The 25,349-nt window shown below is 74.2% G+C and carries 24 protein-coding genes; 7 read left to right on the top strand and 17 right to left on the bottom strand.

Features of this window, described 5'->3' with window-relative positions:
- Positions 1–7: 7 nt before the first annotated feature.
- The 14 genes from JOD48_RS03200 to JOD48_RS03135 all read right to left on the bottom strand — a co-directional run bounded on the left by JOD48_RS03200 (position 8) and on the right by JOD48_RS03135 (position 14,681).
- Complete coding sequence (locus tag JOD48_RS03200) at positions 8–1,123, bottom strand: LLM class flavin-dependent oxidoreductase (protein ID WP_191791934.1); 1,116 nt, start codon at positions 1,121–1,123, stop codon at positions 8–10.
- A 13-nt stretch (positions 1,124–1,136) separates the two neighbouring features.
- Positions 1,137–1,784, bottom strand: a complete 648-nt coding sequence (locus JOD48_RS03195; RefSeq protein WP_204807336.1) for a GNAT family N-acetyltransferase — start codon at positions 1,782–1,784, stop codon at positions 1,137–1,139.
- Complete coding sequence (locus JOD48_RS03190) at positions 1,781–2,170, bottom strand: rhodanese-like domain-containing protein (RefSeq protein ID WP_204807334.1); 390 nt, start codon at positions 2,168–2,170, stop codon at positions 1,781–1,783. Before JOD48_RS03190 ends, JOD48_RS03195 begins: the two co-directional genes overlap by 4 nt.
- Positions 2,171–2,210: 40 nt before the next feature.
- Positions 2,211–3,485, bottom strand: coding sequence for an LLM class flavin-dependent oxidoreductase (locus JOD48_RS03185; RefSeq protein WP_204807332.1), 1,275 nt, complete (start codon positions 3,483–3,485; stop codon positions 2,211–2,213).
- A gap of 99 nt (positions 3,486–3,584) precedes the next feature.
- The gene (locus JOD48_RS03180) at positions 3,585–4,454 is read right to left on the bottom strand and encodes an NADPH-dependent oxidoreductase (protein ID WP_204807330.1); all 870 of its coding nucleotides are present in this window, start codon (positions 4,452–4,454) and stop codon (positions 3,585–3,587) included.
- A 60-nt stretch (positions 4,455–4,514) separates the two neighbouring features.
- A complete protein-coding gene (locus JOD48_RS03175) occupies positions 4,515–5,708 on the bottom strand; it encodes an FAD-dependent oxidoreductase (RefSeq protein ID WP_204807328.1) in 1,194 nt (397 codons plus the stop codon).
- Between the two features lie 97 nt (positions 5,709–5,805).
- The gene (locus JOD48_RS03170) at positions 5,806–6,867 is read right to left on the bottom strand and encodes an ABC transporter substrate-binding protein (RefSeq protein ID WP_191791940.1); all 1,062 of its coding nucleotides are present in this window, start codon (positions 6,865–6,867) and stop codon (positions 5,806–5,808) included.
- A gap of 83 nt (positions 6,868–6,950) precedes the next feature.
- A complete protein-coding gene (locus tag JOD48_RS03165; RefSeq protein ID WP_204807326.1) occupies positions 6,951–7,766 on the bottom strand; it encodes an amino acid ABC transporter ATP-binding protein in 816 nt (271 codons plus the stop codon).
- The gene (locus tag JOD48_RS03160) at positions 7,763–8,911 is read right to left on the bottom strand and encodes an amino acid ABC transporter permease (RefSeq protein ID WP_204807324.1); all 1,149 of its coding nucleotides are present in this window, start codon (positions 8,909–8,911) and stop codon (positions 7,763–7,765) included. Before JOD48_RS03160 ends, JOD48_RS03165 begins: the two co-directional genes overlap by 4 nt.
- A gap of 73 nt (positions 8,912–8,984) precedes the next feature.
- Positions 8,985–9,596, bottom strand: a complete 612-nt coding sequence (locus JOD48_RS03155; RefSeq protein ID WP_204807322.1) for a GNAT family N-acetyltransferase — start codon at positions 9,594–9,596, stop codon at positions 8,985–8,987.
- Positions 9,593–10,567 (bottom strand): DUF1684 domain-containing protein, encoded by a 975-nt coding sequence (locus tag JOD48_RS03150; protein ID WP_204807320.1) that lies wholly within the window; start codon positions 10,565–10,567, stop codon positions 9,593–9,595. The genes JOD48_RS03155 and JOD48_RS03150 overlap by 4 nt, the downstream gene beginning before the upstream one ends.
- A 51-nt stretch (positions 10,568–10,618) precedes the next feature.
- A complete protein-coding gene (locus JOD48_RS03145) occupies positions 10,619–12,040 on the bottom strand; it encodes an NtaA/DmoA family FMN-dependent monooxygenase (RefSeq protein ID WP_204807318.1) in 1,422 nt (473 codons plus the stop codon).
- Positions 12,041–12,052: 12 nt separating this feature from the next.
- Positions 12,053–13,321, bottom strand: coding sequence for an LLM class flavin-dependent oxidoreductase (locus JOD48_RS03140; RefSeq protein ID WP_204807315.1), 1,269 nt, complete (start codon positions 13,319–13,321; stop codon positions 12,053–12,055).
- Between the two features lie 583 nt (positions 13,322–13,904).
- Positions 13,905–14,681 (bottom strand): 3-hydroxyacyl-CoA dehydrogenase, encoded by a 777-nt coding sequence (locus tag JOD48_RS03135; RefSeq protein ID WP_191791947.1) that lies wholly within the window; start codon positions 14,679–14,681, stop codon positions 13,905–13,907.
- 119 nt (positions 14,682–14,800) lie between these two features.
- On the opposite strand from JOD48_RS03135, the gene JOD48_RS03130 reads away from it, so the two are divergent.
- The 7 genes from JOD48_RS03130 (at position 14,801) to JOD48_RS03100 (ending at position 22,818) form a co-directional block, all read left to right on the top strand.
- On the top strand, positions 14,801–16,429 hold the full coding sequence (locus JOD48_RS03130) for an ATP-dependent DNA ligase (RefSeq protein ID WP_204807313.1): 1,629 nt from the start codon (positions 14,801–14,803) through the stop codon (positions 16,427–16,429).
- A 405-nt stretch (positions 16,430–16,834) separates the two neighbouring features.
- Positions 16,835–17,947, top strand: a complete 1,113-nt coding sequence (locus JOD48_RS03125) for an ABC transporter substrate-binding protein (RefSeq protein WP_204807311.1) — start codon at positions 16,835–16,837, stop codon at positions 17,945–17,947.
- Positions 17,944–18,840 carry an ABC transporter ATP-binding protein gene (locus JOD48_RS03120; protein ID WP_204807309.1) on the top strand — a complete coding sequence of 299 codons (897 nt, stop codon included), beginning with the start codon at positions 17,944–17,946 and terminating at the stop codon, positions 18,838–18,840. Before JOD48_RS03125 ends, JOD48_RS03120 begins: the two co-directional genes overlap by 4 nt.
- Entirely contained in the window at positions 18,833–19,744 is a 912-nt protein-coding gene (locus JOD48_RS03115) for an ABC transporter permease (protein ID WP_204807307.1), read from the top strand. The genes JOD48_RS03120 and JOD48_RS03115 overlap by 8 nt, the downstream gene beginning before the upstream one ends.
- Before the next feature lie 85 nt (positions 19,745–19,829).
- Complete coding sequence (locus JOD48_RS03110) at positions 19,830–21,260, top strand: LLM class flavin-dependent oxidoreductase (protein WP_204807305.1); 1,431 nt, start codon at positions 19,830–19,832, stop codon at positions 21,258–21,260.
- A complete protein-coding gene (locus JOD48_RS03105; protein ID WP_204807303.1) occupies positions 21,257–22,552 on the top strand; it encodes an MFS transporter in 1,296 nt (431 codons plus the stop codon). The genes JOD48_RS03110 and JOD48_RS03105 overlap by 4 nt, the downstream gene beginning before the upstream one ends.
- 47 nt (positions 22,553–22,599) lie before the next feature.
- Positions 22,600–22,818: a helix-hairpin-helix domain-containing protein gene (locus JOD48_RS03100; protein ID WP_204807301.1), complete on the top strand. Its 219-nt coding sequence runs from the start codon at positions 22,600–22,602 to the stop codon at positions 22,816–22,818.
- A 6-nt stretch (positions 22,819–22,824) separates the two neighbouring features.
- On the opposite strand, the gene JOD48_RS03095 is transcribed toward JOD48_RS03100, so the two are convergent.
- The 3 genes from JOD48_RS03095 to JOD48_RS03085 form a co-directional block, all read right to left on the bottom strand.
- Positions 22,825–23,586 (bottom strand): SAM-dependent methyltransferase, encoded by a 762-nt coding sequence (locus tag JOD48_RS03095; RefSeq protein ID WP_204807299.1) that lies wholly within the window; start codon positions 23,584–23,586, stop codon positions 22,825–22,827.
- A gap of 182 nt (positions 23,587–23,768) precedes the next feature.
- Positions 23,769–24,128 (bottom strand): hypothetical protein, encoded by a 360-nt coding sequence (locus JOD48_RS03090; RefSeq protein ID WP_204807297.1) that lies wholly within the window; start codon positions 24,126–24,128, stop codon positions 23,769–23,771.
- A gap of 74 nt (positions 24,129–24,202) precedes the next feature.
- Positions 24,203–25,297 (bottom strand): endonuclease/exonuclease/phosphatase family protein, encoded by a 1,095-nt coding sequence (locus tag JOD48_RS03085; protein ID WP_204807295.1) that lies wholly within the window; start codon positions 25,295–25,297, stop codon positions 24,203–24,205.
- Between the last annotated feature and the right edge of the window lie 52 nt (positions 25,298–25,349).

Genomic DNA, 25,349 nt, shown 5'->3' with positions numbered 1-25,349 from the left:
GGAGTGCTCAGGCCGCCTGGGTCGACGCCGCCTCGGCGTCGCGCTTGGCGACCTCCTCGCGCACGATCGGGATGACGTAGCGACCGAAGTCGGTCGCGTCGTCGAGCAGGTCGTAGCCACGAGCCGAGATGATGCGGACTCCCAGGTCGTAGTACGCGAGCAGCGCCTGCGCGACGGTCTCGGGCGTCCCGACGAGCGCGTTCGAGTTGCCCGCTCCCCCCGTGGCCCTGGCCGTCGCGGTCCACAGGGCCGTGTCGAACCGGTCGCCCTGGGCCGCGATCTCCAGAAGGCGCTGCGAGCCCGCGTTCTCCGGCTTGTCGATCGGGTGGCGACGGCTCGGCACGCCCCCGGCCGCGGCCTTGCGCTCCTCGATCCGGTCGAGCACGCGGTGGGCCTTCTCCCAGGCCAGCTCCTCGGTCGCGCCGAGGATCGGGCGGAACGCGGCGTGGATCCGCGGGGGCGTGGAGCGCCCGGCGGCAGCGGCCTCCGCGTGGACCCGCTGGATCTGCTCGGCCGTGCGGTCGAGCGGCTCGCCCCACACCGCGTAGATGTCGGCCTCGGCCGCACCGACCTTGAACGCCGCGTCGGAGGACCCGCCGAACGAGATCGTTGGCGTGCGTCCCTCGAACGGCTTGGCGTCCAGCACGAAGTCGTCGAAGTCGTAGAACGTCCCGTGGTGGTCGAACGGCTCGGCGCTCGACCACGCCCTCTTGACGATCTGGATGTACTCCTGGGTGCGGGCGTAGCGCTCGTCCTTGGTCAGCGTGTCGCCCTCGCGCCCCTGCTCGTGGTCGTTGCCGCCCGTGATGAAGTGGACGGACAGCCGCCCCTCGGAGAGCTGGTCGAGCGTCGCGAACGACTTGGCCGCGAACGTCGGGTAGGAGACGTTGGGGCGGTGCGCGAGCAGCAGCTCGACCGTGTCGAGGCGGGCCGCGGTCCAGGCCGCGAGCGCCGACGGCTCAGGGCCGCTCGACCCGTAGGCGAACAGGACGCGGGTCCACCCGTTGTCCTCGTGCGCGCGCACGAGGCGCTCGAGGTACTGCTTGTCGAAGGGGGCGGTCGTACGGGCGGTGGTCTCGGAGGCGTCGCTCGTGGTGGCGATGCCGAGGAACTCGACGGGCATGGTGTTCTCCGGTTCAGGTGAGGTCGGGTGCGGTGGGGTGCTGTCTCGGTGAGCGTGGCTCCGGGGTGAGGTCGAGGCCGTACGCGTGCAGCCGGCCACCGCCCTCCCCCTCGATCACGCGGGTCTCACGCTCGGGCAGGCGCCGGAACCCGAGCGCCTCGTAGAGCCTGTGCGCGCGGGTCATCTGCGGGCCGGAGTTCATGACGACCCGCTGCGCTCCCTGGGCACGGGCCACGTCGAGGACGTGCCGCGTGAGCGCGGTGCCGATCCCCCGCCCCCGGGCCGCGGGAGCGACACCGAGCAGCCGGAAGTCGAGCTCGCCCTCGCGGGCCAGCGGCGAGATGTGCCGGCCGGGCGACGGCGTCGCGACGGTCCCGAGCAGGGCGCCGGTCTCGTCGTCGACCGCGACCCACACGTCGTGCTCGGCGGCGCGGCTCGTGACGTCGCGCAGCACGGCCCGGTACGACTCCGAGATCGAGTACTCGTGCCCGTACGCCGCGTCGAGCAGGTCGGCGACGGCCTCGTGCTCGGCGGGCGTCACGAGCCGCACGGTCACCCCGTCCCCGGGCGTCCCCGCTCCCCGGGGGGTCTGCTCGCTCCGGTGAGCGACGCCGTCGGGCAGGCTGTCCGCGCGCGGGCGCGACGTGGTGGGCGCGCTCATGCGCGCTGCCGGACGGGCTCGTGCGGGCCCGACGGCGCCGCTCCCGTCCCCGGCTCGGCCGGGAGTCCCGCGTCGCGCCAGGCGGGGAAGCCACCCTCGACGTGCGTGACGTTCGTGTAGCCGCGTGCCGCGAGGGCCTCGGCGACGGGGCCCGAGCCGCGCTCGGAGCCGCAGACCACGACGACCGGGGTGTCGAGCGACACCGCAGGGGCGGCGGCAGGGCCGAAGATCGCGTCGAGGTCGTCGCGGTCGGTGACCGTGGCGCCGGGGATCCTGCCGGCGGTCGCGCGGCCACCCTCGCTGCGCACGTCGATCAGGAAGGCCCCGTCGGCGACGCGGGCTCCCGCGTCGGTGGCCGGGGTGAGGAGGGGCTGGTGCTGGGTCATGTGGGTTCTCCGGGTTCTGGTGGGGCGGGTCGCGGGTGGTCTACCTGGCGAGGGCGGGTTCACGGGTGGGGGCGTCGACGACGCCCTGCAGACCCCAGTGCCGGGCCAGGAGCTCGAACGAGCGCGCCCGGTCGGCGGGGTCGTGGGCGGCGGTCGTGACGACGATCTCGTCGGCAGCGGTCACGCGCGCCAGGGTCTCGAGGCGTTCGACGACGGTCTCGGGCGACCCGACGAACCGCGTCTCGACGCGGTCCTGGACGGCGGCCCGGTCGGCATCGGTCAGGTCCTCCCACGCCGGCGACGTGCCGGGCGCCGGGTACGCGACGGCACCGCCCGCCCCGCGACGGATCGACAGGACCCAGGCCGTGAACGGCTCGCCGATCCGGCGGGCCTCGTCGTCGGTGTCCGCGACGAGGACGTCGGCCGAGACCACGACGTACGGGCGGTCGAGCACTCCCGGCCGGAACGCCGCCCGGTAGGCCGCGACGGTGTCGAGGGTCGCGGACGGGCCCACGTGGTAGTTCGCGGCGAGCGGCAGCCCGAGCTCGCCCGCGACGCGGGCGCTCATGCCGCCGCTCGACGCGAGGACGAACAGGTCGAACGCCGCGCCCTCGACGGGAGGGCTCGTCCACCCGGTGCCCGCTCCGTCGGTGAACGTCCCGGCGCGCAGCCCGAGGACCAGCTTGAGCTCGGCACGGAACTCCCCCGGGGTCCGGCTCGCACCGACGACCTCCTTCTGGGCGAGCAGCCGCTCACGCAGGGCGGAGTCGGAGAGGTCGACGCCGGGCGCGGCGGGGACCAGGAGCCCGTCGACCACGCGCGTCCCGGCCGGACGCTCGGGGGCGGGCGGGACCGGGGGTGCGGCGGGTGCCTCTCCCGTGCCCGACGGCGGGGCCCCGCCTCCCGCGCTCTGCGCACCCTTGGCGGGGGGTGGGGTGAAGGCCCGCCCCAGGCCGAGATCCACGCGCCCGGGGTGCAGGGCCGCGACGGTCCCGAACTGCTCGGCCGCGATCAGCGGGCTCGTCGTGCTCAGCAGCACGGCCCCCGACCCGACGCGGATGCGCGACGTGCGCTCCGCGACGAGGGCCGCGAGGACCGCGGGGGACGCCGACGCGACGCCGGGCGACAGGTGGTGCTCGGCGAACCAGATGCGGCGGTAACCGAGGGCGTCCGCGCGGACAGCGGTGTCGAGGGTGTCGCGCAGGGCCTGGGCACCGGTCGATCCCTCGCTCACGACGGCGAGGTCGAGGATCGACAGCGGGACCCGGCTCGGGGGCGACAGCTGAGGGACGGTCGGCTGGTCGGAGGTGGTCATCGAAAGGTCCTCTGTGAGTCGGTGGGGCGCTGGGTGCGGAGTAGTTGTCGTCGATCGCCCGATCTGACGACATCTGCTCCGCACTCAGCAGGAGATGGGTCAGCGGGACGGCAGGCCGCGGGCCGCGAGCGCCGAGTGCAGGTGCGCGTGTCCGCGCTGGGGGCCGGGGATCGCGAGCCGGTCGACCACGCGGCGGCGCCAGCTCTCCGTGAGCCCCTCGTCGCGGTAGAACGGCGCGATGACGTCCTCGTAGGCGTCGACGTGCTCGACCTGGGCGTCGAGGTCGTAGGTCTCGTGGTGCAGCACGGCGGCCTGGGGCAGGCGCGGCTTGACCCGCTCGCCTCCCTCGGGGTCCGGGTGCCCGACGACGAGCCCCACCACCGCGACGGTGCCCTCGGGCAGGCCGAGCTCGGCCGCGACCTGCTCGGGGTGGTGGCGCAGCGCACCGATGTACACGGTCCCGAGCCCCAGCGACTCCGCGGCGACGACGGCGTTCTGCGCGGCGAGGGCCGCGTCGACGAACGCCACGACGGTCGAGTCCAGGTAGTCGGTGCCTTCGAGCGAGGTGCCGTGCGCCTCGCCGATCGCGCGCGCACGCGCCAGGTCCGCGACCCACACGAGCAGGAGCGGCGCCTGCCGGATGTGCTCCTGACCACCCGCGAGCGCCGCGAGCCGGTCCTTGCGCTCCGGGTCGGTGACCGCGACGACGCTCCAGAACTGCATGTTGGACGACGTCGGGGCGGACTGCGCGGCCGCGACGAGGGTCGGCAGGACCGCCTCGTCGAGCGCGTCGGGGAGGTAGGCGCGCACCGTGCGGTGCCGCAGGATCCCGTCGATCGCCGCGGTGGGCTCCGCGAGGACGACGGCCTGGCCGGGGCCGTAGCGCTCGGTCAGGGGCGAGGCCGTCGCGAGGGGGTCCGTCGCGAGGACGGCCTTGGGGGGTGCGGCGAGGTCGGTCGAGGTCGACATGGTGGCCTTTCGGTGGTCGGAGCGGAACGAGGTGGTCGGTGTCGCAGGCGGGGTCTGCTGTCAGTCCGCCCGGCCGCGAACCTGCGCCAGCGGACCGCGCGCGAAGCGGGCCAGGGAGAACAGCCGGTCCGCGGCCTCGGGCGATGCGTCCGGGTCCTCGCGGGCCAGCTCGGCCAGGACCCGCCCGATCGACGGCGCGAACTTGAAGCCGTGCCCCGAGAACCCCGCGGCGATCACGACGCGGCCCACGCGGTCGAGCACGAAGTCGTGGTCCGGAGTCGTGGTGTACGTGCAGGAGACAGGCACGAGCCGCTCCGCGTCGGCGCCCGGCACCCACGCCCGGACGTAGTCCTGGAGCTGGGCGAGCTGCCCCGGCTCGGGACGGAAGGTCCGCCGGTCGGGGTCCGTGCGGGGACCGACGCCGTGGAACCCGACCTTGATCCCCTCCCCCGGAGTCGCGAGCCCGTAGACGCCGCTGGGCCACGCGTGCGGCTCGGCGGGGGCGTGCGTGAACGCCGGCCAGGCGCCCTCCGCCGGTGCACCCAGGGTGAGGGCGAAGTGCGCGGGCTGCTCCTGGGTGACGACGAGGGACGGGAGGGGCGCGGCGCCGTCGGGCTCGGGGAACGCCGCCCCCAGCAGGCCCGTGCTCCACGCGCCCACGGCGACCACGACCGTGCCCGCGACCAGGTCGCCCCGGTCCGTGACGACACGTACCGAGCCCGGACCCGGGTGGACGTGGCGGATGTGCACGCCGTGGCGGACGTCGGCACCGTGCGCGCGGGCCGCGGACTGGAACGCCGCGACGGCACGGTCGGCGTGTACCCGCCCGGCCGTCTCGGTCTCGTGCAGGACGTCGCCCTCGAAGCGCAGGCCCGGCCAGCGTTCGGCCGCCTCCTCGGGGCGCAACCACTCGTGCGGGATGCCGCGCGCGACGAACGCGTCCCCGATCTCGGTGCGCCGTGGGAAGCCGTGGCTCACGCCACCGGTCAGCGTGAGGACCGCGCCCGCGCGCAGCCCTGCGTCGCGTTCGAGCTCGCGCCACAGGCCGAACGCCTCCTGCGCGAGGTCGAGGTACGCGGGCTGGGAGTACGTCGTGCGGTAGATGCGCGACGCGCCGTGCGAGGCGCCGTTCGCGTGGCCGGGCTCGAAGCGTTCGAGCAGGACGACGTCGTGCCCCGCGCGTGCGAGCTGCCACGCCGCGGCGGACCCCATGACGCCGCCGCCGACGACGACGTGCGACACGTGCTCGGTCATGCTGGGTGCCTCTCTCGGGGCTGCTTCACGGTGGGTGGTCCGGTGCCGCCGGCCCGCGGGTCCCAGGAGGAGCCCCGCGGGCCGGGCGGCCGTCCGGTCAGGGCTTGGGCAGCCCGGGCGGGTTGGTCTCCGAGGCGGCGATCGCCTCGTCCTCCAGGCCCCAGTGCTCGAGGAGCTTGGCGTAGCTGCCGTCCTCGATCGCGTGGTTGATGGCCGCCGTGACAGCCGGGGCGAGCTCGCTGCCCTTGAGGGTCGCGACCGCGATCTGCGCCGTCGCGGGCCAGCCGCCGTTGAGCGTGCCCACGACCTTGTACTGGTCGGGCGCGGTCGCGGCGCTGTACGCGAGGCTCGCGTTGGGGCCCACGTACAGGTCGAGGCGACCCGAGGCGACCGCGAGCAGCGCGTCCTTGTAGTCCTCGTAGTACTCGGGCTCCCCGCCCTTGAGGGGGTCGAGGCCCGCGGCCACGTTCTCCTCGTTCCAGGCGAGCAGGATCTTCTCCTGGTTGGTGCCCGACCCGACGCCCACCGTGAGGCCCGCGATGTCCTTGGCCTCCTTGATCGGTGGCACCTTGTCGTTCGACGCGCCCGCGAGCCAGCCGAGCTGGTCGTTGCGGTAGGACGAGAAGTCGTACAGCTCCTTGCGCTCCTCGGTCACGGTGACGTTCGAGATCACGGCGTCGACGTCCCCGGACTGCAGCGCGAGCGGCCAGTCGGCCCACGCCTTGACCTCGAGCTCGAGGTCGAGACCCAGGGCGTCCGCGACGAGGACGGCGATGTTGGGCTCGTTGCCGATGGGCGTCTTGTCGTCGTCCGCGAGGAACCCCAGGGGGGGCAGCCCGCCCGCGGTCGTGGAGACCTTGAGGACCCCTGCGGCCTTGACGTCCTCGGGCAGGAGCGCGATCGCCTCGGGCGACTCGGTCGTGTGGATGAACTCCTGGTCGGGCGAGGTGTCGATCACGAGACCGGCGGCCTCCGCGGCCTTCTCGTTGTCGGCCGTGCCGGGCTCGGCGTCGGCGTTCGTCGCGCACGCCGCGAGCAGCGCGAGGAGGGGAAGGGTCGCGACGGCGGCGACCGCGCGGTGGGAGAGACGGGCGGGGCGGCGACCGGTGCGGGACGCCGCAGAGGGGCGGGCGGGCGCGCCGGAGGTGTGCAGGGACATCGTGTTCTCTTTCGTGGTGGGTGGGAGTGCGGTGGGGCGGGTGACGCGGACCGGCCTCGGGTGTGCCGGACCCCGGGGGTCGGTCACAGGACCTTGTCGAGGAAGGCCCTGGTCCGGTCGTGGCGGGGCGCGTCGAGGACCTGGGCGGGCGGCCCCTGCTCGACGATGCGACCCGCGTCCATGAAGACGACCGTGTCGGCGACCTCGCGGGCGAAGCCGATCTCGTGCGTGACGACGACCATGGTCGTGCCGCCGTGCGCGAGGTCCTTGATGACGTCGAGCACCTCGCCGACGAGCTCGGGGTCGAGCGCCGACGTCGGTTCGTCGAAGAGCAGGACGCGAGGCCGGGTCGCGAGCGCGCGGGCGATCGCCACGCGCTGCTGCTGCCCGCCGGAGAGCTGGCGCGGGCGGGCGTCGACCTTGTCGGCGAGGCCGACCCGGGCCAGGAGCTCGCGCGCCTCGACCTCGACCTCGGCGCGTGGTCGGCCCTGCGCCGAGACGGGCGCCTCGACGACGTTCTCGAGGGCCGTGAGGTGCGGGAAGAGGTTGAAGCTCTGGAACACGAACCCGATCCGGGTCCGCTGGACGAGGATGTCCTTCTCCTTGAGCTCGCGCAGCGTGTCTCCTCGGCGGGAGTACCCGATGAGGTCGCCGTCGACCGCGACGAACCCGCGGTCGACCTTCTCCAGGTGGTTGATGACGCGCAGCAGCGTCGACTTCCCCGAGCCGGACGGGCCGAGGATCACGGTCACCTCGCCCGGGTGGACCACGAGGTCGATGCCCGCGAGCACCTCGAGCGTGCCGTAGGACTTGTGGACGCCGCGGACCTCGACGAGGCCCAGGGGCGTGGTGGGCGGGTTGGCCGGCTCGGCCGCGGGACGGGTGGTCGTGGCGGTCATGCGGCACCTCCAGGGTGGCGGCCGGTCGCCCCGGTGCGGGTCAGGTGACCGCGCCCGACGGCGGCGCGCGCCGCGTAGGCGGGTGGCAGGTGGGCGGGCGCGGGGCGTCCGGTGGCCCGGGACCACGCGACCTGGAGCGTCCACCGGACGCGCTGGACCGGGGTCGGGGGCAGCGTGCGGACCGCGCCCTTGGCGTAGTGCCGCTCGACGTAGTACTGCGCGATCGTCAGGACCGTCGTGATGACGAGGTACCAGATGGCCGCGACCATGAGCAGCGGGACGACGCGCTGGTTGCGGCCGTAGATGACGCCGATCGTGTAGAACAGCTCGCCGTACGCGAGGACGTACACGACCGAGGTCCCCTTGACGAGGCCGATGATCTCGTTGACCGACGTCGGCACGATGGTCCGCATGGCCTGCGGCAGCACGATGCGCAGCGTCTGGCGCGAGCGCGGGATGCCCAGGGACGCCGCGGCCTCGTGCTGGCCCTGGTCGACCGAGAGGATCCCGGCGCGCACGATCTCCGAGGAGTAGGCGGCCTGCGACAGGCCCAGGCCCAGGATCGCGGCGCCGAACTTGTCGATCACGTCGAGCGTGCCGAACTCCAGGAAGCCGGGGCCGAACGGGATGCCGAGCGACAGCGTCGGGTACAGGTAGGCCAGGTTGTACCAGAGGAGAAGCTGCAGGATCAGGGGCACCGAGCGGAACACCCACGTGTACGCCGACGACACGGCCTGGAGCAGCGGCGAGCGGGACAGTCGCATGAGCGCGAGGACCGTCCCGAGCCCGAACCCGATGACCGCGGCGACCGCCGTCAGCCGGATGGTCCCCCACAGCCCGCCCAGCACAGAGGGCCAGGTCAGGTACTGCGCGACGACCGACCACTCCCACTTGGGGTTGGTCACGAGCGAGCTGACGACCATCGCGACCAGGACCGCGACGAACGCGGTCGCGACCCAGCGTCCCGGGTGGCGGGCGGGGACGACCTTGAGGTCCTCCCAGCGCGAGGTGGCCTCGTCGGGAGCCGTGGCCCCGTCGGAGACGGATCGGTCGACAGTGGCGGTGGCGCCCGGCGGGTCGGGCAGGGATCCGGGGGGTGGCGCGAGCTGGCGCGACTCGTCCTGCGGGAGGGACAGGGTGCTCATGGTGGACCTCGGGGAGAGAAGGGGGGTGGGCGTGGGCTGGTCCAGCCGTGTCAGAGCGAGCGCGACCTCGGGGTCACACCAGTTCTGACACGTGCGGACAGAGCCACTTCTCGAACGCCAGGGGCCCGATCTCCTCGGGGTCGCGCGTCACGTCGAACAGCGGGGTGTAGCCCGCGCTGAGGTACAGGCCTGCGGCCTCGGGCTGGCGGGGTCCGGTCGTCAGGTAGATCCGGGGGTAGCCGCGCCCGGCCGCGCGCTGCTCGAGCTCGGCGAGGACCTGGCGCGCGAGCCCGCGCCGCCGGTGGGCCGAGTGGGTCCAGATGCGCTTGAGCTCGGCGGTCGCGACCAGGGGGACGCCGTCGTCGGAGTGCGTGGCGCCCCGGGCGTGCGGCCCGGCGTCCGGCCGGGTCCGGCGCGCGGGGTCACTGACCTCCGGTTCTGCCCGACGGCGGAACGCACCACCCGCGACCGGCTCGCCGTCCGCGAGGAGCAGCACGAGGTCGCCGTGCGGGGCCGCGAAGTCGGTCGCAGGGTAGTGCTCCATCTCAGCGCGCAGGTCCTCCTCGTCGAGGAGGCTGCGGTAGCGCGAGGCGTACTCGTGCGCGAGCTCGTCGAGCAACGGGCGCACCAGCGGGTCGTGCAGGTGGACGGAGCGGACCGCGACCGCCGTCGTGGGCGCGCTCATCGCGGCACCTTCTCCCCCGCCTCGACCGAGAACGGCAGGACGTTGCCCTCGACCGGGCGCGGGCACGTGCCGAAGTCGGTGAAGGCGTAGGGCAGGTTGAGCGTGCGGTTCAGGTCGAGCCGCAGCGTCCGGACGGCGTCGTCCGGCCCGGCAACGCGCTCGTCGTCGGGGGCGTCGACCTCGTCGGGGGCGTCGGTCTTGTCGGAGGCTGCGGCGCGGTCGACGAACAGCACGCGCCAGTCCGCGACGCCGGGGGCCGGGTCGGTGAACAGCAGGCTCGCACTGCCGCCCGGCGTGCCCGTGAGGCGCAGGGTCGTCGTCAGGCCGTCGCGCGTGACGTCGACCTCGCCCACGACCTGCACGTGGTGCTCCAGGCCGGGCTGCGCGCCGCCCACGACCTCCGCGACCGGCTCGTCATACCAGCGGACCGGTGCGTCGAGAACCCACGACGGGTCGTAGGCGAAGGTCGGGACCCCCTCGAACGTGACCCGGGTGCGGGCCCTGGGGTCACGCACGCGCAGCCCGTAGCGCCCGGTGCGCCGCACGAGCTCGACCGCGACCGGGGAGGCCGGGTCGGCGCCGTCGGGCACGAAGGTCGCGACGAACGTCGACGCGCCCTCCGCGACGTCCTGGACGTGCGTGCCGCGCAGTGCGTCCTGGCCGCCGGCCGGGACGATCGCGTCGGCCGCCGCGGCGCGCAGGTGCACGCCGTCCGCGTCCGACCACCACTGGCCGGGCAGGCCCGGGAAGGACGTCGGGGACTCCGGGACCCAGTGCAGCGACGTGAGGGTGAGCCAGCCGTGCTGCTCGCGCAGGGTGCGCTCGCGCTCGGCGTGCCACGCCGACCACACGGCCGCGGCGGCGCTCGTCGCCGAGCCGCCGGACGGCTCGACGGGCGTGCCCGTCGGTGCGGACGCCGTGTGGCGGCCGCGCGTGGTGACGCCTGCCGGGGACGTGGTGTTCGTCGTCATGATGCTCCTTCGGGGCTGGTGGTCGGGCGGTGGTCGGGCGGTCGAGCCGGGTCAGGCGGAGGGGGACGTCGTGCCGGTCGAGGCTCCGGCGGGGCGCCTCGACCCCACCTCGGGACGCGAGAGCCCCAGGTGGTCGCGGAGCGTCGTGCCCGTGTACTCGGTGCGGAACGAGCCGCGCTCCTGGAGCAGCGGCACGACCTGGTCGAGCACGTCGTCGAGGCCCGTGGGGGTCAGGTGCGGCACGAGGATGAAGCCGTCCGACGCGTCCTCCTGCACGTGGCGGTCGATGTCGTCGGCGACCTGCTGCGCCGTGCCGACGAACCCGCCGCGACCCGACACCTCGATCACGAGGTCCCGGATGGACCAGCCGTTGGCCGCGGCCTTCTCGCGCCAGGCGCGGACCACCGGGCCTGGGTTGCTGACGTGCCGGACGCGGCCGCGCGTGATGTTCAGGTGGTCGAGGTCGGGCTCGACGTCGGGCAGCGGCCCCTCGGGGTCGTACGCCGTGAGGTCCCGCCCCCAGACCTGCTCGAGGAACGCGATCGCCGTCCGCCCAGGGACCTGCTGGAGCCGGATCTCCCGCGCACGCTCGGCGGCCTCCTCGGCCGTGTCCCCCAGGACGACGACGGTCGCGGGGAGGATCTTGAGCGAGTCGCGGTCGCGACCGTGGGCCGCGAGGCGGGACTTCACGTCGGCGTAGAACGCCTGGCCGTCCTCGAACGCCGAGTGTGCCGAGAAGACGACGTCGGCCGTCGCCGCCGCGAAGTCGCGCCCGTCGGCCGAGTCGCCCGCCTGGAACAGGACGGGGTGCCCCTGAGGCCCACGCGGGGTCTCGAACCGGCCCGACACGTCGAAGTGCTTGCCCTGGTGTGCGAACGGGCGCACGGCCCCGGGCCGCACGAGCTCGTCCTCGTCCACCGCGTCGTCGTCCCACGCGTCCCACAGCTGCCGGGCCAGGGCGACGAGCTCGCCCGCGCGCTCGTACCGTTCCTCGTAGGGCAGGAACCCGCCGCGGCGGAAGTTCGCACCCGTGAAGGCGTCGGGGCTCGTGACCAGGTTCCAGGCCGCACGCCCCCCGGACAGGAGGTCGAGCGTCGCGAACTGGCGGGCCAGCTCGTAGGGCTCGTTGAACGTCGTGTTGACCGTCCCCGCGAGGCCCAGGCGGTCGGTGACCGCGGCGAGCGCTGCCAGGACCGGGAGCGTGTCGGGGCGGCCCACGACGTCGAGGTCGTGGATCTGCCCCTTGTGCTCGCGCAGCCGCAGGCCCTCGGCGAGGAAGAAGAAGTCGAGCTTCGCGGCCTCGGCCCGGCGCGCGAGGTGCTCGAACGAGCTGAACTCGATCTGGCTGCGCGAGGCCGGGTCGCTCCACACGGTCGTGTTGTTGACGCCCGGGAAGTGGGCGCCCAGGTGGATCTGCTTGCGTGGCCGACCGTCGTGCGGGCGGGCCGACGAGGCGGGGGTGGGGTGCGTCATGGTGGGGGTTCCTCAGGCGATCGCGGCGGCGTAGCGGTTGGCGGGGCGGGCGAGGCCCAGGGTGTCCCGCAGGGTCGTGCCCGGGTATGCGGCGCGGAAGACGCCTGCGTCCTGGAGCAGCGGCACGACGCCGTCGACCAGCGCGTCGAGGTCCGTGCGGAGCGAGGAGGGTCGGATCGTGAACCCGTCAGCGGCGCCCGCCTCGAACCACTCCTCGACGACCTCGGCGAGGTCGCGGGCCGTGCCCACGTGCGTGAGCGAGTCGGTGTCCCACGTGACGCCCTCGAGCCCTTCGAGCAGGTCGAGCCGCGCCTGGGCGCTGGCCCTGTCCTGTCCGATCACGGCGTAGAGGTCGACCAGGACGCGCAGCTCGTCGGGGTCGCGTCCTGCCTCGGCGGCCGCGGCGCGCACCTGGTCGCGAAGCGCCTTGGCCGCGTCGAGCGTCGTGGCCCGCACCCGCACGACGTCGGCGCGACGACCCGCGAGGGCCAGCGCCTCCGCGGAGTCCCCGCGCACCACGACCGGGGGCTGCGCCTGGGGCGAGCGGGGCGTGATCGAGGGGCCCTTCACGGCGAACCGGACGCCGTCGTAGTCGACGTAGTGCACCTTGTCGCGGTCGATGAACCGCCCCGAGGGGACGTCGCGGATCTCGGCGTCGTCCTCCCAGCTGTCCCAGAGGCGGCTCACGACCTCGATCGCCTCCTCGGCCTCGGCGACCGCGTCCGCGGTGTCCTGGGCCTCCTTGCGCCCGAACAGCGCGGCGGCGGCCTCGGTCGTCGACCAGCCCACCTGCCACGCGGCGCGGCCCGTGCTCACGTGGTCGATCGTCGCGATCGCCTTGGAGACGTGGAAGGGCTCGGTGTGCGTCGTGTCGACCGTCGCGACGAGGCCGATCCCCGTCGAGCGGGGCGCGAGGCGCGAGGCCACGAGGGCCGCGTCGAGCCGGCCGCGGAGCGTCGTGTTGCGCGTGGGCTGGAGCGAGAACGTGTCGTCGAACAGCGCGAAGTCGAGCACGCCGCGCTCGGCGGTCGCGACGAGCTCCTGGAGCCGGTGCGCGTCGAACAGTCGCGGCGACTGCGAGCCCACGGCCCGCCACGCACCCGCTCGTGCGCCGGCGTCGGACAGGTCGACGCCGAGGTGCACCGAGCGGCGCGGGCGCTCGTCGAGCAGGTCGTCGATGCCGGCGAGCGCGTCGAGGTCGTCCTCGACGGGCCGGGACGCGGCCTGCTCGTCGGGCTGTGAGGTGGGGGCGAACAGCGGCGTCAGGTTCGAGTCAGGCATGGGTCGTTCCACTCCGGGAGGTCGGGTGCGGGGTCGCTCGGTCGCTGCCGCAGGGGTCGGCGGACGGCCGCGACGGGTCGCGAGAACTGGGGTGCAGAGGGGTGGACCGCCGGGCGCGGTGGCGGGTGGCGCTGTGGCTCGCCGCAGATCGGCATGCCGCAGCGACCCGTTCACGGGCGGGGCGGTTCAGGGACGAGCCGGTCCGGCTCGGGAGACGTCAGGAGGAGCGCAGGCTCAACAACAGACGCGGCCCGGGACGACGGGGCGCCCGGGGGGACAACACGTGCGACCTGCGAGGGCCGACGGCGCCGTCACGGGGACGAGCGCGGTGCTGGTGTCCACGGGTCCTCCTCGGGTCGTCGTGCTGCGGTGCGGCGGACGGGGCGTCTGCCGATGGCCCGGAATGTATGCCCGAGCACAGGAGGTGTCAACGACTTGGGCCAACCGTCCGCATTCTGGACCGAATCAGTAGAGATTGAGACAGGAACCGGTCCGAACCGGACACCACCTTCCGCTGAGTGCGGAGCAGTTGTCGTCATCACCGGCGATCCACAGCAACTGCTCCGCACTCAGCGGACGAGGGTCAGCGCGGGGCCATCCGGATCCCGCCGTCGAGGCGGATCACCTCGCCGTTGAGCATGGGGTTCTCGACGATCGCGCGCACCAGGCGCGCGAACTCCTCGGGGCGGCCGAGCCTGCGCGGGTGCGGCACCTGAGCCGCGAGCGACTCCTGGGCCTCGGGCGGCAGGGACGCCATCATGGGCGTGCTGAAGATGCCGGGCGCGATCGCCATGACCCGGATGCGCCGGTCCGCGAGGTCGCGCGCGAGCGGCAGCGTCATCGCCGCGACCCCGCCCTTCGACGCCGCGTAGGCGGCCTGACCCACCTGGCCGTCGAACGCCGCGACCGACGCGGTGTTCACGATCACGCCGCGCTCCTCGGGCGCCTCGCCGCGCGGGTCGCCGTCCAGGGCGACCATGCGCTCGGCCGCGAGCCGCGCGACGTTGAACGTCCCGACCAGGTTCACGGTCACGACCTTCTGGAACGACGCGAGGTCGTGCACGCCGCCCTTGCCGAGCACGCGCCGCGCGAGCACGATCCCCGCGCAGCTCACCGCGACGTGCAGCCCGCCCAGGTCCGCGGCGGCGTCGAGCGCCCGGGACACGTCGTCCTCGTCCGTGACGTCGGTGGGCACGAACCGGACCGCGTCGCCCAGGGTGTCCGCGAGCGCCTGGCCGGGCGAGCCCGGCAGGTCCGCGACCACGACGCGCGCCCCGGCGCCGACCAGCTCCTCGACGGTCGCCCGCCCCAGCCCCGAGGCCCCTCCGGTCACCAGCGCGACCTTGCCCGCGATCTCCACGTCCCACTCCTTCGTCGACGCCCCTGGGCAGCGTAGCCCGAGGGCGAGGAGGTCCGCAGGGCCGGGCGCCGCCGTCGGGCTGGCCGAGCGGGCCGGGCGGGGTGGCGCGAGGATGAGACATGCTGCTCGCCGAGGTCGCCGCCACGTCCGACGCCGTCGCCGCCACCCGCTCGCGCCTGGCCAAGCGCGCGGCGCTGGCCGACCTGCTGCGCCGGGCCGCACCGGACGGGGAGGCAGGCGGGCCCGGTGACGACGTCGAGATCGTCGTGTCCTACCTCGCGGGCGAGCTGCGGCAGCGGCGCACGGGGCTCGGCTGGGCGTCGCTGCGGTCCCTCCCGCCGCCTGCCGGCTCCCCGACGCTCACGGTCGAGGCGGTCGACGCGACGTTCGAGGAGATGGCGGCGCTCTCGGGTCCCGGCTCGGACACCGCCCGGTCCGCGGCGGCCACGGCGCTGTTCGCAGCGGCGACCGAGCGCGAGCAGTCGTTCCTGCGCGGCCTGGTCGCGGGCGACCTGCGCCAGGGTGCGCTCGACGCCCTGGTCGTGGACGCGGTCGCGGAGGCCGCGGGCGTCCCGGTCGACGCGGTGCGCCGCGCGGTCATGCTGCGCGGGGCGACGGGCCCGGTCGCGCGCGCGGCGCTCGAAGCCCCCGGCCCGACGGCGGCGCTCACCGCCCTGGCCGGGTTCGGCCTCGAGGTGGGTCGCCCCGTACGGCCCATGCTCGCGCAGTCGGCCCCCGACGTGGCGGCGGCGTTCGACAAGCTCGGGGCCTCGCCCGCGGCGGACGACCCGGGACACCGGGTGTCGGTCGACGTGAAGCTCGACGGCATCCGCATCCAGGTCCACCGGGACGGCGACGCGGTGCGGGTGTTCACACGCTCGCTCGACGACATCACCCCGCGCGTCCCGGAGATCGTCGCGGATGCGCGCTCCCTGGCCTCGGAGCGGTTCGTGCTCGACGGCGAGGCGCTCGTCGTCGGGCCGGACGGCGTGGCCCGGCCCTTCCAGGAGACGGCTGCCCGGTCGGCCACGCGGGACGCCGGCGGTGCGGGCAGTGGGGACGCCGACGGTGCTGGTGGCGCGGACGGCGGGGCCGCGCTTGCCGGGGCGCTCGCGCTCCGCCCGTACTTCTTCGACGTGCTGCACGCCGACGGTCACGACCTGATCGACGCCCCGCTGCACGAGCGGCTCGACGTGCTCGACCGGGTCGCGGGGTCGTTCACGGTCCGCCGCCTGGCGACCGCGTCCCCCGGCGCGGCAGAGGAGTTCTTCGCCGAGGCCGTGCGCGAGGGGCAGGAGGGCGTGGTCGTGAAGTCGCTCGACGCGCCCTACGCGGCAGGGCGCCGCGGAGCCGGGTGGGTCAAGGTCAAGCCGCGGCACACGCTCGACCTCGTGGTGCTCGCGGTCGAGTGGGGGTCGGGTCGCCGGACGGGGCTGCTGTCCAACATCCACCTGGGCGCCCGCGACCCCCAGGGCGGGTTCGTGATGCTCGGCAAGACGTTCAAGGGTATGACCGACGAGATGCTGCGCTGGCAGACGGAGCGGTTCCTCGAGCTCGAGACCTCGCGCACCGACTACGTCGTGCACGTCCGGCCCGAGCAGGTCGTCGAGATCGCGTTCGACGGGCTCCAACGGTCCACGCGCTACCCCGGCGGGCTCGCGCTGCGCTTCGCGCGCGTGCTGCGCTACCGCGACGACAAGACCGCCGACGAGGCGGACACGATCGAGGCGGTCAGGGCGCTGGCCTGACCTCAGGGCCGGCCCCGTGCCGTTAACCCGGAGGAACCGGGCGAAACATCGTCTCGGAGACCGGATAGGGCCTTGTGCCGTCCCGGTGGCTGCCGCCAGGATCGCCGCCATGCGCTTCGACGACTCCGCCCACGAGCACCCCGGGACACCGGTGCGCCTCGTGGTGCGCCGCGCCGTCGACCTGCGTCTCGTCGCCGGCTGTCTCTGTCGATAGCCCCGCCGTTCCCCGGGCACGGCTCGCGCCGACCCCCCGCCCCGCGCTCCTCGCGCGCTCACGCTCCCGCTCGCGCCGTCGTGCACCTCGCGCGCCAGCGGACCGAGCGACCCCTTTCCCACCCTTCCCACCGTGCTGCCGGCGTGCCCGCCGTCGGCCGGACACGCCTACCCCGACTACCTGGAGCTCCCATGCCCCGCACCCTCAGACCCCACGCCCACCACCCGGCCCGCACCGCCGTCCGTACCGCCGTCCGGGCCGCGCTGACCGCGGGCCTCGCCGTGACGCTCGTGGCGTGCTCGGCCGCGAGCGCCGAGGAGGCCACGGTCGGCGAGTCCGGCAAGGCCGTGCTGCGCTACGACGGCTCGGTCGGGCAGGTGACCTTCCCCGAGCTCGCGGCGGACCTCGGCTACTTCGAGAAGGTCGAGCTCGAGTGGGTCGGCGACTCGACGGGCGGCCCACAGAGCATCCAGGCCGCCGCGACAGGCTCGACCGACTTCGGGGGCGCGTTCAACGGCGCCATCGTCAAGCTCAAGGCGTCGGGCTCGCCCATCACGTCCGTCATCTCCTACTACGGCTCGGACGAGCTGTCCTACGGCGGCTTCTACACGGTCGAGGGCAGCCCTGTCACCGAGCCCCGGGACCTGATCGGCAAGTCGATCGGCGTCAACACGCTAGGCGCGCAGAGCGAGTTCCTCATCCGCGAGTGGCTCTCACGCGGCGGGCTGAGCGCCGAGGAGATCGACCAGGTCGAGCTCGTCGTCGTGCCGCCCGTGAACGCCGAGCAGGTGCTGCGCGAGGGGCAGGTCGACGTCGTCGGGCTCTCGCGCGTCTTCCAGGACAAGGCCCTGGAGCGCGGCGGGATCACGCAGCTCTTCAGCGAGACGTCGCTCTACGGGAACTTCTCCTACGGGACGTACATCCTGCGCGACGAGTACATCGAGAAGAACCCCGAGGTCGTCGAGGACTTCGTGCAGGGCACGGCGCGCGCGATCCGCTGGACGCAGGTCACCCCGGTCGAGGAGGTCCGCGCGCGGTACACCTCGATCATCGAGGGGCGCGGGCGCGGCGAGAACACCGAGCTGGTCCCCTACTGGAAGTCCCCGAGCATCACGGTCCCGGGAGGCGTGATCGACGAGGAGGAGATCTCGACGTGGATCGACTGGCTCGTGCGCGAGGGCGAGCTCGAGAAGGGCCAGTTCTCCCCCGAGGACATCTACACCAACGAGTACAACCCCTACGCGAACGGGACCTACGCGAAGGACGCGGGCCCCGACGGCGAGCCCGTCGAGGTCGCGCCATGAGCGGCACGACGGCGGTCACGGCGACCCGGCCCAGCGCGACGGTTTCCCCGGAGGCGGCGGACTTCCCGGGCTCGACCCCCAAGCTCCGCCTCGAGCACGTGCACAAGGAGTTCATCGTGCGCGACGCGGCCGCGGGCCGCGGGGCACGCAAGCGGTTCACGGCCGTCGAGGACTTCACGCTCGACGTCCGCGCGGGCGAGTTCCTGACGGTCGTCGGGCCCTCGGGCTGCGGCAAGTCGACGCTGCTGGACCTGCTCGGCGGGCTCACCGAGCCGACGTCGGGCCGCATCCTGCTCGACGACTCGCCCGTCACGGGGCCGGGCCTCGACCGGGGCGTGGTGTTCCAGCAGTACGCGCTGCTCCCCTGGCGCACGGCCCGCGCGAACGTCGAGCTCGGGCTGGAGGCCAAGGGCGTCGCGCGGGCCGCACGGGCCCGCGTCGCCGACGAGTACCTGGACCTCGTGGGCCTCACGGCCTTCGCGGACCGGTACCCGCACGAGCTCTCGGGCGGCATGAAGCAGCGCGTCGCGATCGCGCGCAGCCTCGCGTTCGACCCCGAGGTGCTCCTCATGGACGAGCCGTTCGCGGCCCTCGACGCCCAGACGCGCGAGTCCCTCCAGGACGAGCTGCTGCGCATCTGGCGCGCGACGGGCAAGACGATCGTCTTCATCACCCACGGCATCGAGGAGTCGGTGTACCTGGGGCAGCGCGTCGCGGTCATGACACCCCGCCCGGGCCGGCTGCAGACCGTGATCGACGTCGACCTCGCGGGGGCCGCTGACCTTGGCGGCGACGACGGCAAGCACGGCGACGTCCGCTCCTCGGCGCGCTTCGGCCGGTACCGGCACGAGGTGTGGAGCGCGCTCCACGCAAAGGAGGACGCCCATGTCTAGCACCGTGACCCCGCACGCCCCCGCCCGGGGCGAGGCCCTGGCCCGCCCTGCGCAGGACACCGTCGCGTTCGCCGACCCGCCCACGCTCGGACGCCGCCAGGTGCTCACGGCCGACCAGGACCCGACGCCGTCCGCCGGCGCTCGCCTGCGGGGCGTGGGAGTCCGCGTCCTGCGGGCCTCGGCCGCGATCGTGCTCTTCCTGGTGATCTGGGAGGTCGCGCCGCGCGTCGGGCTGGTCGACAAGGTCTTCCTGCCGCCGCTCAGCGCGGTGCTCGAGTCCTTCTGGGAGCTGCTCACGAGCGGCGAGCTGGGCAAGCATGTCGGGACGAGCCTGACGCGGGCGGGCACGGGATTCGCGATCGCGGTCCTGCTCGCGATCCCGCTGGGCATCGCGATCGGGTGGTGGGCGAGCGTCGCCCAGTTCCTCGGCCCGTTCCTCGAGCTGTTCCGCAACACCGCGGCCCTGGCGCTCCTGCCCGTGTTCATCCTCGTCCTGGGGATCGGCGAGACGTCGAAGATCACGCTCGTCGTCTACGCGTGCTTCTTCCCCATCCTGCTCAACACGATCGCCGGGGTCCGGACCGTGGACCCGCTGCTCGTGAAGTCGGCCCGGTCGCTCGGGCTGCCTCCCGTCCGGCTGTTCCAGAAGGTCGTGCTGCCGGCCGCCGTCCCGACGATCTTCACGGGCATCCGCATGGCCGGGACGAGCTCGATCCTGGTGCTCATCGCGGCCGAGATGGTCGGCGCCAAGGCCGGGCTCGGGTACCTCATCACCTACGCCCAGTTCAACTTCCAGATCACGAACATGTACGCCGGGATCATCGCGATCTCGCTCGTCGGGGTCTCGATCAACGCCGTGCTCGTGAGCCTCGAACGGCACTTCTCGCGCTGGCGCACCACGTGAGCGGTTCGCCCGTGAGCGACCCAGCCCCCGCAGGAACCGTCTCCCGCCCCATCCCACGACCCGACCCACGACCCGAGGACGCACCATGACCCAGCAGCCCCGCCAGCTCAGCCTGAACCTGTTCATCCACCCCGCCGGCCACCACGAGGCGGCCTGGCGGCACCCGGACACCCAGCCCGAGCGCATCTTCACGGCCGACTTCTACACCGAGCTCGCCCGCACGGCCGAGGCCGCGAGGTTCGACGCCGTCTTCTTCGCGGACGGCCCCGTCCTGCACGACGGCGTCGAGTTCAACAGCGTCGGCCGGCTCGAGCCGATCCTGACGCTCGCGTCGATCGCTGCTGCGACGACGCGGATCGGGCTGATCGCGACCGCGTCGACCACGTTCTACGACCCGTACAACCTGGCGCGGCTCTTCTCGACGCTCGACCACCTGAGCAACGGTCGCGCCGGGTGGAACATCGTCACGACGGCGAGCGAGGACGCGGCCCGCAACTTCGGCCTCGACTCCCACCCGGACCACGTCGAGCGGTACGCGCGCGCCGCCGAGTTCGTCGAGGTCACCACCCGGCTCTGGGACAGCTGGGAGGACGACGCGGTGCTGATCGACCGCGCGTCGGGCCGTTACGCCGACCCCGCGAAGATCCACGACGCGGCCTTCCGCGGCGAGCACCTGCGCGTCGAGGGCGCATTCAACGCGGCCCGCTCGCCGCAGGGCCACCCGGTCCTGGTCCAGGCGGGCGCGTCGAACGAGGGGCGCGCGTTCGCGAGCCGCTACGCCGAGGCGATCTTCACGGCGCACCAGCGGCTGTCCGACGCGCAGGCCTTCTACGCCGACATCAAGGCCGGGGCCGAGGCGCTGGGCCGCTCGCGCGACGCCGTCAAGATCCTCCCGGGCATCAGCCCGTTCATCGCCGCGACCGAGGACGAGGCCAAGGCCCTGGAGCGCGAGTTCAACGAGCTCACGGTCCCCGAGTACGGGCTGCGCCAGCTCGAGAAGCTCACGGGCGTCCGCCTCGATCACGCGCAGCTCGACGGCCCCGTACCGACCGAGCTGTTCGCGGACGCGGGCGACGTGACCGACAACTCGCGCAGCCGCCTCCAGGTCGTCGCGGGCATCGTCGAGCGTGAGCAGCCCACTGTCCGCGGGCTGCTCCACCGCCTCGCGGGGGCGCGCGGCCACCGGGTCGTCGCGGGCACGCCCGAGCAGGTCGCCGACACGATCGAGGAGTGGTTCACGCAGGGCGCCGCCGACGGCTTCAACGTCATGCCGCCCTACCTGCCGGGCGGCCTGGACGACTTCGCCGACCACGTCGTGCCGATCCTGCGCGAGCGCGGCCTGTTCCGTACGGAGTACGAGGGCACGACGCTGCGCGACCACCTCGGCCTCGCGCGCCCCGAGAGCCGGTACGCGACGCGCGCGGCCGACGCGCTCCCCGAGGCGGGCCGTACGGACGAGGCGAGCGGCGCCGTCGGGCAGGAGGGGGCCCGGACCACGGAGCCGGTCCTGGCGTGAGCGCGGGCACGGGCTCCCCGCCGGTCCGGTTGGCGTGGACCGTCCACGTCCCCGCCGGCGTCTGGGGCGTCGCCCAGGGCGCGGCCGCACCGGTCGTCGCGCTCGCCGCGCGCGAGCACGGCGCGTCGCTGGGTGTCGCGGGCCTGGTGGTCGCGCTCGCCGGGCTCGGTCAGCTCGTCGGCGACCTGCCCGCGGGGCGGCTCGTCTCCCGGTTCGGGGAACGGCGCTCGATCGTCGGGGCGAGCGTGCTCGCCGTGGGCGGGGTCGCGCTCTGCCTGGTCTCGTGGTCGGTCGTCTCGCTCGCGGTCGGCGTGTTCCTCGCGGGCCTCTCGCAGGCCGTGTGGGGCCTCGCCCGCCAGACGTACCTCGCCGAGGCCGTGCCGTTCGCGCGCCGCGCACGCGTCATGTCGAGCGTCGCGGCCATGATGCGGGTCGGCTTCTTCGTCGGTCCCCTCCTCGGGGCGGCCGCGATCCTGGCCGTCGGGACGCGCGGCGGGTTCGCGGTGCAGCTCGTCGCGGTGTGCGCCACGGCGGTCCTCATGGGCCGCGTGCCCGACGTCGGACGCTCGCCCCGTGCACCCGGCGCGCCGGGCGACGTGGCCGCCCGGGAGGCGGGGCTGTGGCGCGTGCTCGTCGAGCACCGCCGGCTGCTGCGCACGCTCGGCCTCGGCGCCGCCCTCATGGGGCTCTCGCGCACGGCCCGCACCGTGGTCCTGCCGCTGTGGGCCGACCTCCTGGGGGTCGACGCAGCGACGACGAGCCTGGTCTTCGGGGCGAGCGCCGCGCTCGACGTGCTCGTGTCGATCCCCGCGGGGTACCTCATGGACCGGTTCGGTCGGCGCGCCCTCGCCGTCCCGTCGCTCGCAGTCCTCGCTGCGGGCTACCTCGCGCTGCCGTGGGCGGGCGGCGTCGCGTCCCTGGCGGTGATGGCCCTGGTGCTCGGGTTCGGGAACGGGCTGAGCAACGGCGTCATCATGACGCTCGGCGCCGACGTCGCGCCGCCCGCGCAGCGTGCCGAGTTCTTCGGGGCGTGGCGGCTCCTGCACGACGCGGGGGCGTTCGCGGGTCCGCTCGTCGTCGCGGGCACCGCCCTCGTCGCGCCGCTGGGGGCCGCCGCGGTCGTCGTCGGCGCGACGTCGGTCGCGGGCGGTGCCGTGTTCTGGCGGTACGTGCCCGTGTGGGCGCCGTGGCCGCGGCCCGTGCCGGTGGCGGTGGAGATGGAGCCCGTGGCGGTGACCGTGCCGGGGGCGGAAGCCGTGACCGGGGTCGCGAGCGAGACCGTCCCTCGGTGATGCTGGGTGTCCACGCCCCCTGGCGGGCCGACCGAGAGGACCACGCCATGACCGACGACCGCGCCGCCGTCCCGCCCAGCGACCTCACGCCGCGCATCGGCAAGGTCGCGACCCGCGAGCTCGCGCACCACGGGTACACGCGCTACGAGGACCTCACACGCGCGACCGCCAAGGAGCTGCTCGCGATCCACGGGGTCGGGCCCCGGGCGATCCACATCCTGGGCGAGGAGCTTGCCGAGCGGGGATCGGGGTTCCGGGAGGCGTGACGCTCGTCAGGACCGGAACAGCCCGCCCCACAGGAAGGACTCGCCGAACAGCGACGAACCGTCGGCCTGCGGTGCGAGCCTGCGCAGCTCGATCTCGGTGAACCCGTCGAAGAGGGCGCGGAGGTCGTCCGCGCCGTACGCGAGCCCGCCGGCGAGCGCCCCGCTGCGGTAGAGCTCGACGTCGTCGACCTCGGACCCCATCGCGGCGACCCCGTCGCCCGCGGCGGCGAAACAGGTCAGTCCGAAGGATCCGCCGTCACGGAGCCAGGACTCGACGAGCCTTCGGTAGCCGATCCGACGGTGCGGCGGGAGGTGGTGGAAGCACCCGCTGTCGAAGACGACGTCGTACGTCTCCTCGGCGGACCAGTCGAACATGTCCGCGCACACGAAGCGGACGTCCACACCGGCGGAGGATGCCCGCTCCTGCGCCCAGCTCACGGCCGTCCCGGAGAGGTCCAGCGCGTCGACGGTCGCGCCCTGCTGGGCGAACCAGATCGCGTTGCGCCCCGGTCCGCACCCGAGCTCGAGCACACGCGTGCCTGGGCCGATCGGCAGGAGACCCGCCCCGTGCCAGGCGACGAGGCTCTCCTCGGGGGCGTCACGGAAGAACGGGACGTCACGGTCCCGGTCGGTGTAGAAGGTGTCCCACCAGGCTGCGCTGCCGTGCCAGGCGGCGGCGCCGCGAGCGGCCCACCGCTCGGTGGCCTCGGCGTAGAGGGCGTCGAGCAGCCGCGCGACGTCGTTCTCGGTCTGGATGGAACGGTTCATGACGGCCCTCCGCCTCAGGCGCCCCCGAGAGCACGTTCATATGCTCTGACCTGCGAAGACACCGAGATCATCATCCCACCTGAGGGCCCGTCGAACCAGGGGTCCGGCGGGTGTTTTCCGGGGCTTTCAGGTGGTCCTGGCAGGGCCGAGAACGTCCGTGAGCGCCGGCGGCGACCCGGCGCTCAGGCCGTGATGACGTCGATGACCTCGGTGTCGTCGTGGCGGCGGGCCAGCGCCGTCACGACGGGCGGCTTGGGCACCGGCGGCTGCGCCTTGACGCCCGTGCTCCTGCTGCGGCGCGGGCGCGTCGGCACCGGGACGCCGAGGGACTTGAAGACCTTGCGCAGCTCGGCCTCGGTCCAGCCGGCGGCGAGCGCGTCGGAGAACGCCGTCGCGTACTCGCGCTCGGCCTCCTCGAGCGTCGCCTTGGCGGCCGCGACCTGCTCGGCCCGCTCGGCCAGGACGCGGCCCGACTCCATGCGGTGCTCGAGGAGGTCGCGCAGCCGAGCCTCGTACGTGGTGGCGGTGTCGTCGTCGCTCATGCCACCAACCTAGGGCCTGACCTGCACGGTCGCCAGGATCGTCAGGTGATCGGTGGTCGTCGGCGCGGCGACGCTCACGGGGCGACCTGCACGGTGACCGCGAGCGCCCGGTGGTCGGAGCCGGGAACGACGAGCGAGTCGACGTCGTCGACCCGCATGCCCGCCTCGACCACGACGTGGTCGAGGTCGAGAAACGTCGGGACCCGCTCCCCCACGGGCCACGACAGGTTCAGGCCGTGCCCTGCCGTGCGCGTCGCGTCGCGGAACCGGTCGCCCAGGACAGCGCGGAACGACGCGTGGTCGTACGTCGCGTTGAAGTCGCCCAGCAGCACCTGGGCCAGGGGCTCGTCGTGCGCGCGCCGGGCAAGGTCGGCCATCTCCTGGTGCCACACGCCCGTGATCTCGGGCAGCGGCGGGACGGGGTGGACCGCGGTCACACGCACGGGCGTGCCGTCCACGTCGACCGTGGCTGCGGGCATGGCGAACGTGCTCCACTCGCTGGTGTCGGGGTCGGAGAGCACTGTCCGGCTCCACAGGCCGCTCCCGGGCGAGCCCGTGCCCACCTTGGCGTCGACGTGGTGCGGCATGACCGCCTCGATCCCCGCGGCCTCGAGCCGGTCGTGGAAGTCGGCCGTGAGCTCGACGACCGCGAGCACGTCGGCGTCCTGGTCACGAACCATCTGCACCACTGCGGCGGCGTCCGCCTGCCCGAAGTACGCGTTGACCGTCAGGACCCGCAGCGTCCCCTGGGCACCCGCCTCGATGCCGTCGACGCCGGGACCCGGCACGACGAACGGGGCGACCCACACGACCTGCGCCGCGAGCGCGACCCCGCACAGGGTCGCGAGCAGCCGGCGCCGCAGGGCCAGGGCCGCCGCGGCGACCAGCAGCGTGAGGGGGACGACCCACGGCGTGGCGCCGACGACCTGCGCGAGGGGCGTGACGCCGTCGTACGGGACGGCGCGCACGAGCGTCATGGCCAGGACCACCCCGCCCAGGACCCACAGCACCAGCCCGACGGCGCGCCCACCCGGGCGACGTCGGCTCGCCGGGGCGGGGGCGAGGTCGGGCGGGGTGGCGGGTGCGGGTGCGGGGGCGACGTCGGGCTCGGGGCCGGGCGCGCGGCCACCGTCGTCGCTGGTCCCCGCGGCGCTGCTGTCCCCTGTCATGCAGCGACCCTATCGACCGATTCGGGCGGTTCCGGGCCGGTCGGTCCCGGGC

Origin of the sequence: Oerskovia paurometabola, assembly GCF_016907365.1 — a bacterium.
GTDB lineage: Bacteria > Actinomycetota > Actinomycetes > Actinomycetales > Cellulomonadaceae > Oerskovia > Oerskovia paurometabola.
This window is presented reverse-complemented; position numbering and strand designations above follow the sequence as displayed.

Bases quoted from the DNA above. Each gene is read 5' to 3' on its own strand.
- JOD48_RS03200 (WP_191791934.1), bottom strand. From the start codon at position 1,123: ATGCCCGTCGAGTTCCTCGGCATCGCCACCACGAGCGACGCCTCCGAG.
- JOD48_RS03195 (WP_204807336.1), bottom strand. From the start codon at position 1,784: ATGAGCGCGCCCACCACGTCGCGCCCGCGCGCGGACAGCCTGCCCGAC.
- JOD48_RS03190 (WP_204807334.1), bottom strand. From the start codon at position 2,170: ATGACCCAGCACCAGCCCCTCCTCACCCCGGCCACCGACGCGGGAGCC.
- JOD48_RS03185 (WP_204807332.1), bottom strand. From the start codon at position 3,485: ATGACCACCTCCGACCAGCCGACCGTCCCTCAGCTGTCGCCCCCGAGC.
- JOD48_RS03180 (WP_204807330.1), bottom strand. From the start codon at position 4,454: ATGTCGACCTCGACCGACCTCGCCGCACCCCCCAAGGCCGTCCTCGCG.
- JOD48_RS03175 (WP_204807328.1), bottom strand. From the start codon at position 5,708: ATGACCGAGCACGTGTCGCACGTCGTCGTCGGCGGCGGCGTCATGGGG.
- JOD48_RS03170 (WP_191791940.1), bottom strand. From the start codon at position 6,867: ATGTCCCTGCACACCTCCGGCGCGCCCGCCCGCCCCTCTGCGGCGTCC.
- JOD48_RS03165 (WP_204807326.1), bottom strand. From the start codon at position 7,766: ATGACCGCCACGACCACCCGTCCCGCGGCCGAGCCGGCCAACCCGCCC.
- JOD48_RS03160 (WP_204807324.1), bottom strand. From the start codon at position 8,911: ATGAGCACCCTGTCCCTCCCGCAGGACGAGTCGCGCCAGCTCGCGCCA.
- JOD48_RS03155 (WP_204807322.1), bottom strand. From the start codon at position 9,596: ATGAGCGCGCCCACGACGGCGGTCGCGGTCCGCTCCGTCCACCTGCAC.
- JOD48_RS03150 (WP_204807320.1), bottom strand. From the start codon at position 10,567: ATGACGACGAACACCACGTCCCCGGCAGGCGTCACCACGCGCGGCCGC.
- JOD48_RS03145 (WP_204807318.1), bottom strand. From the start codon at position 12,040: ATGACGCACCCCACCCCCGCCTCGTCGGCCCGCCCGCACGACGGTCGG.
- JOD48_RS03140 (WP_204807315.1), bottom strand. From the start codon at position 13,321: ATGCCTGACTCGAACCTGACGCCGCTGTTCGCCCCCACCTCACAGCCC.
- JOD48_RS03130 (WP_204807313.1), top strand. From the start codon at position 14,801: ATGCTGCTCGCCGAGGTCGCCGCCACGTCCGACGCCGTCGCCGCCACC.
- JOD48_RS03125 (WP_204807311.1), top strand. From the start codon at position 16,835: ATGCCCCGCACCCTCAGACCCCACGCCCACCACCCGGCCCGCACCGCC.
- JOD48_RS03120 (WP_204807309.1), top strand. From the start codon at position 17,944: ATGAGCGGCACGACGGCGGTCACGGCGACCCGGCCCAGCGCGACGGTT.
- JOD48_RS03115 (WP_204807307.1), top strand. From the start codon at position 18,833: ATGTCTAGCACCGTGACCCCGCACGCCCCCGCCCGGGGCGAGGCCCTG.
- JOD48_RS03110 (WP_204807305.1), top strand. From the start codon at position 19,830: ATGACCCAGCAGCCCCGCCAGCTCAGCCTGAACCTGTTCATCCACCCC.
- JOD48_RS03100 (WP_204807301.1), top strand. From the start codon at position 22,600: ATGACCGACGACCGCGCCGCCGTCCCGCCCAGCGACCTCACGCCGCGC.
- JOD48_RS03095 (WP_204807299.1), bottom strand. From the start codon at position 23,586: ATGAACCGTTCCATCCAGACCGAGAACGACGTCGCGCGGCTGCTCGAC.
- JOD48_RS03090 (WP_204807297.1), bottom strand. From the start codon at position 24,128: ATGAGCGACGACGACACCGCCACCACGTACGAGGCTCGGCTGCGCGAC.
- JOD48_RS03085 (WP_204807295.1), bottom strand. From the start codon at position 25,297: ATGACAGGGGACAGCAGCGCCGCGGGGACCAGCGACGACGGTGGCCGC.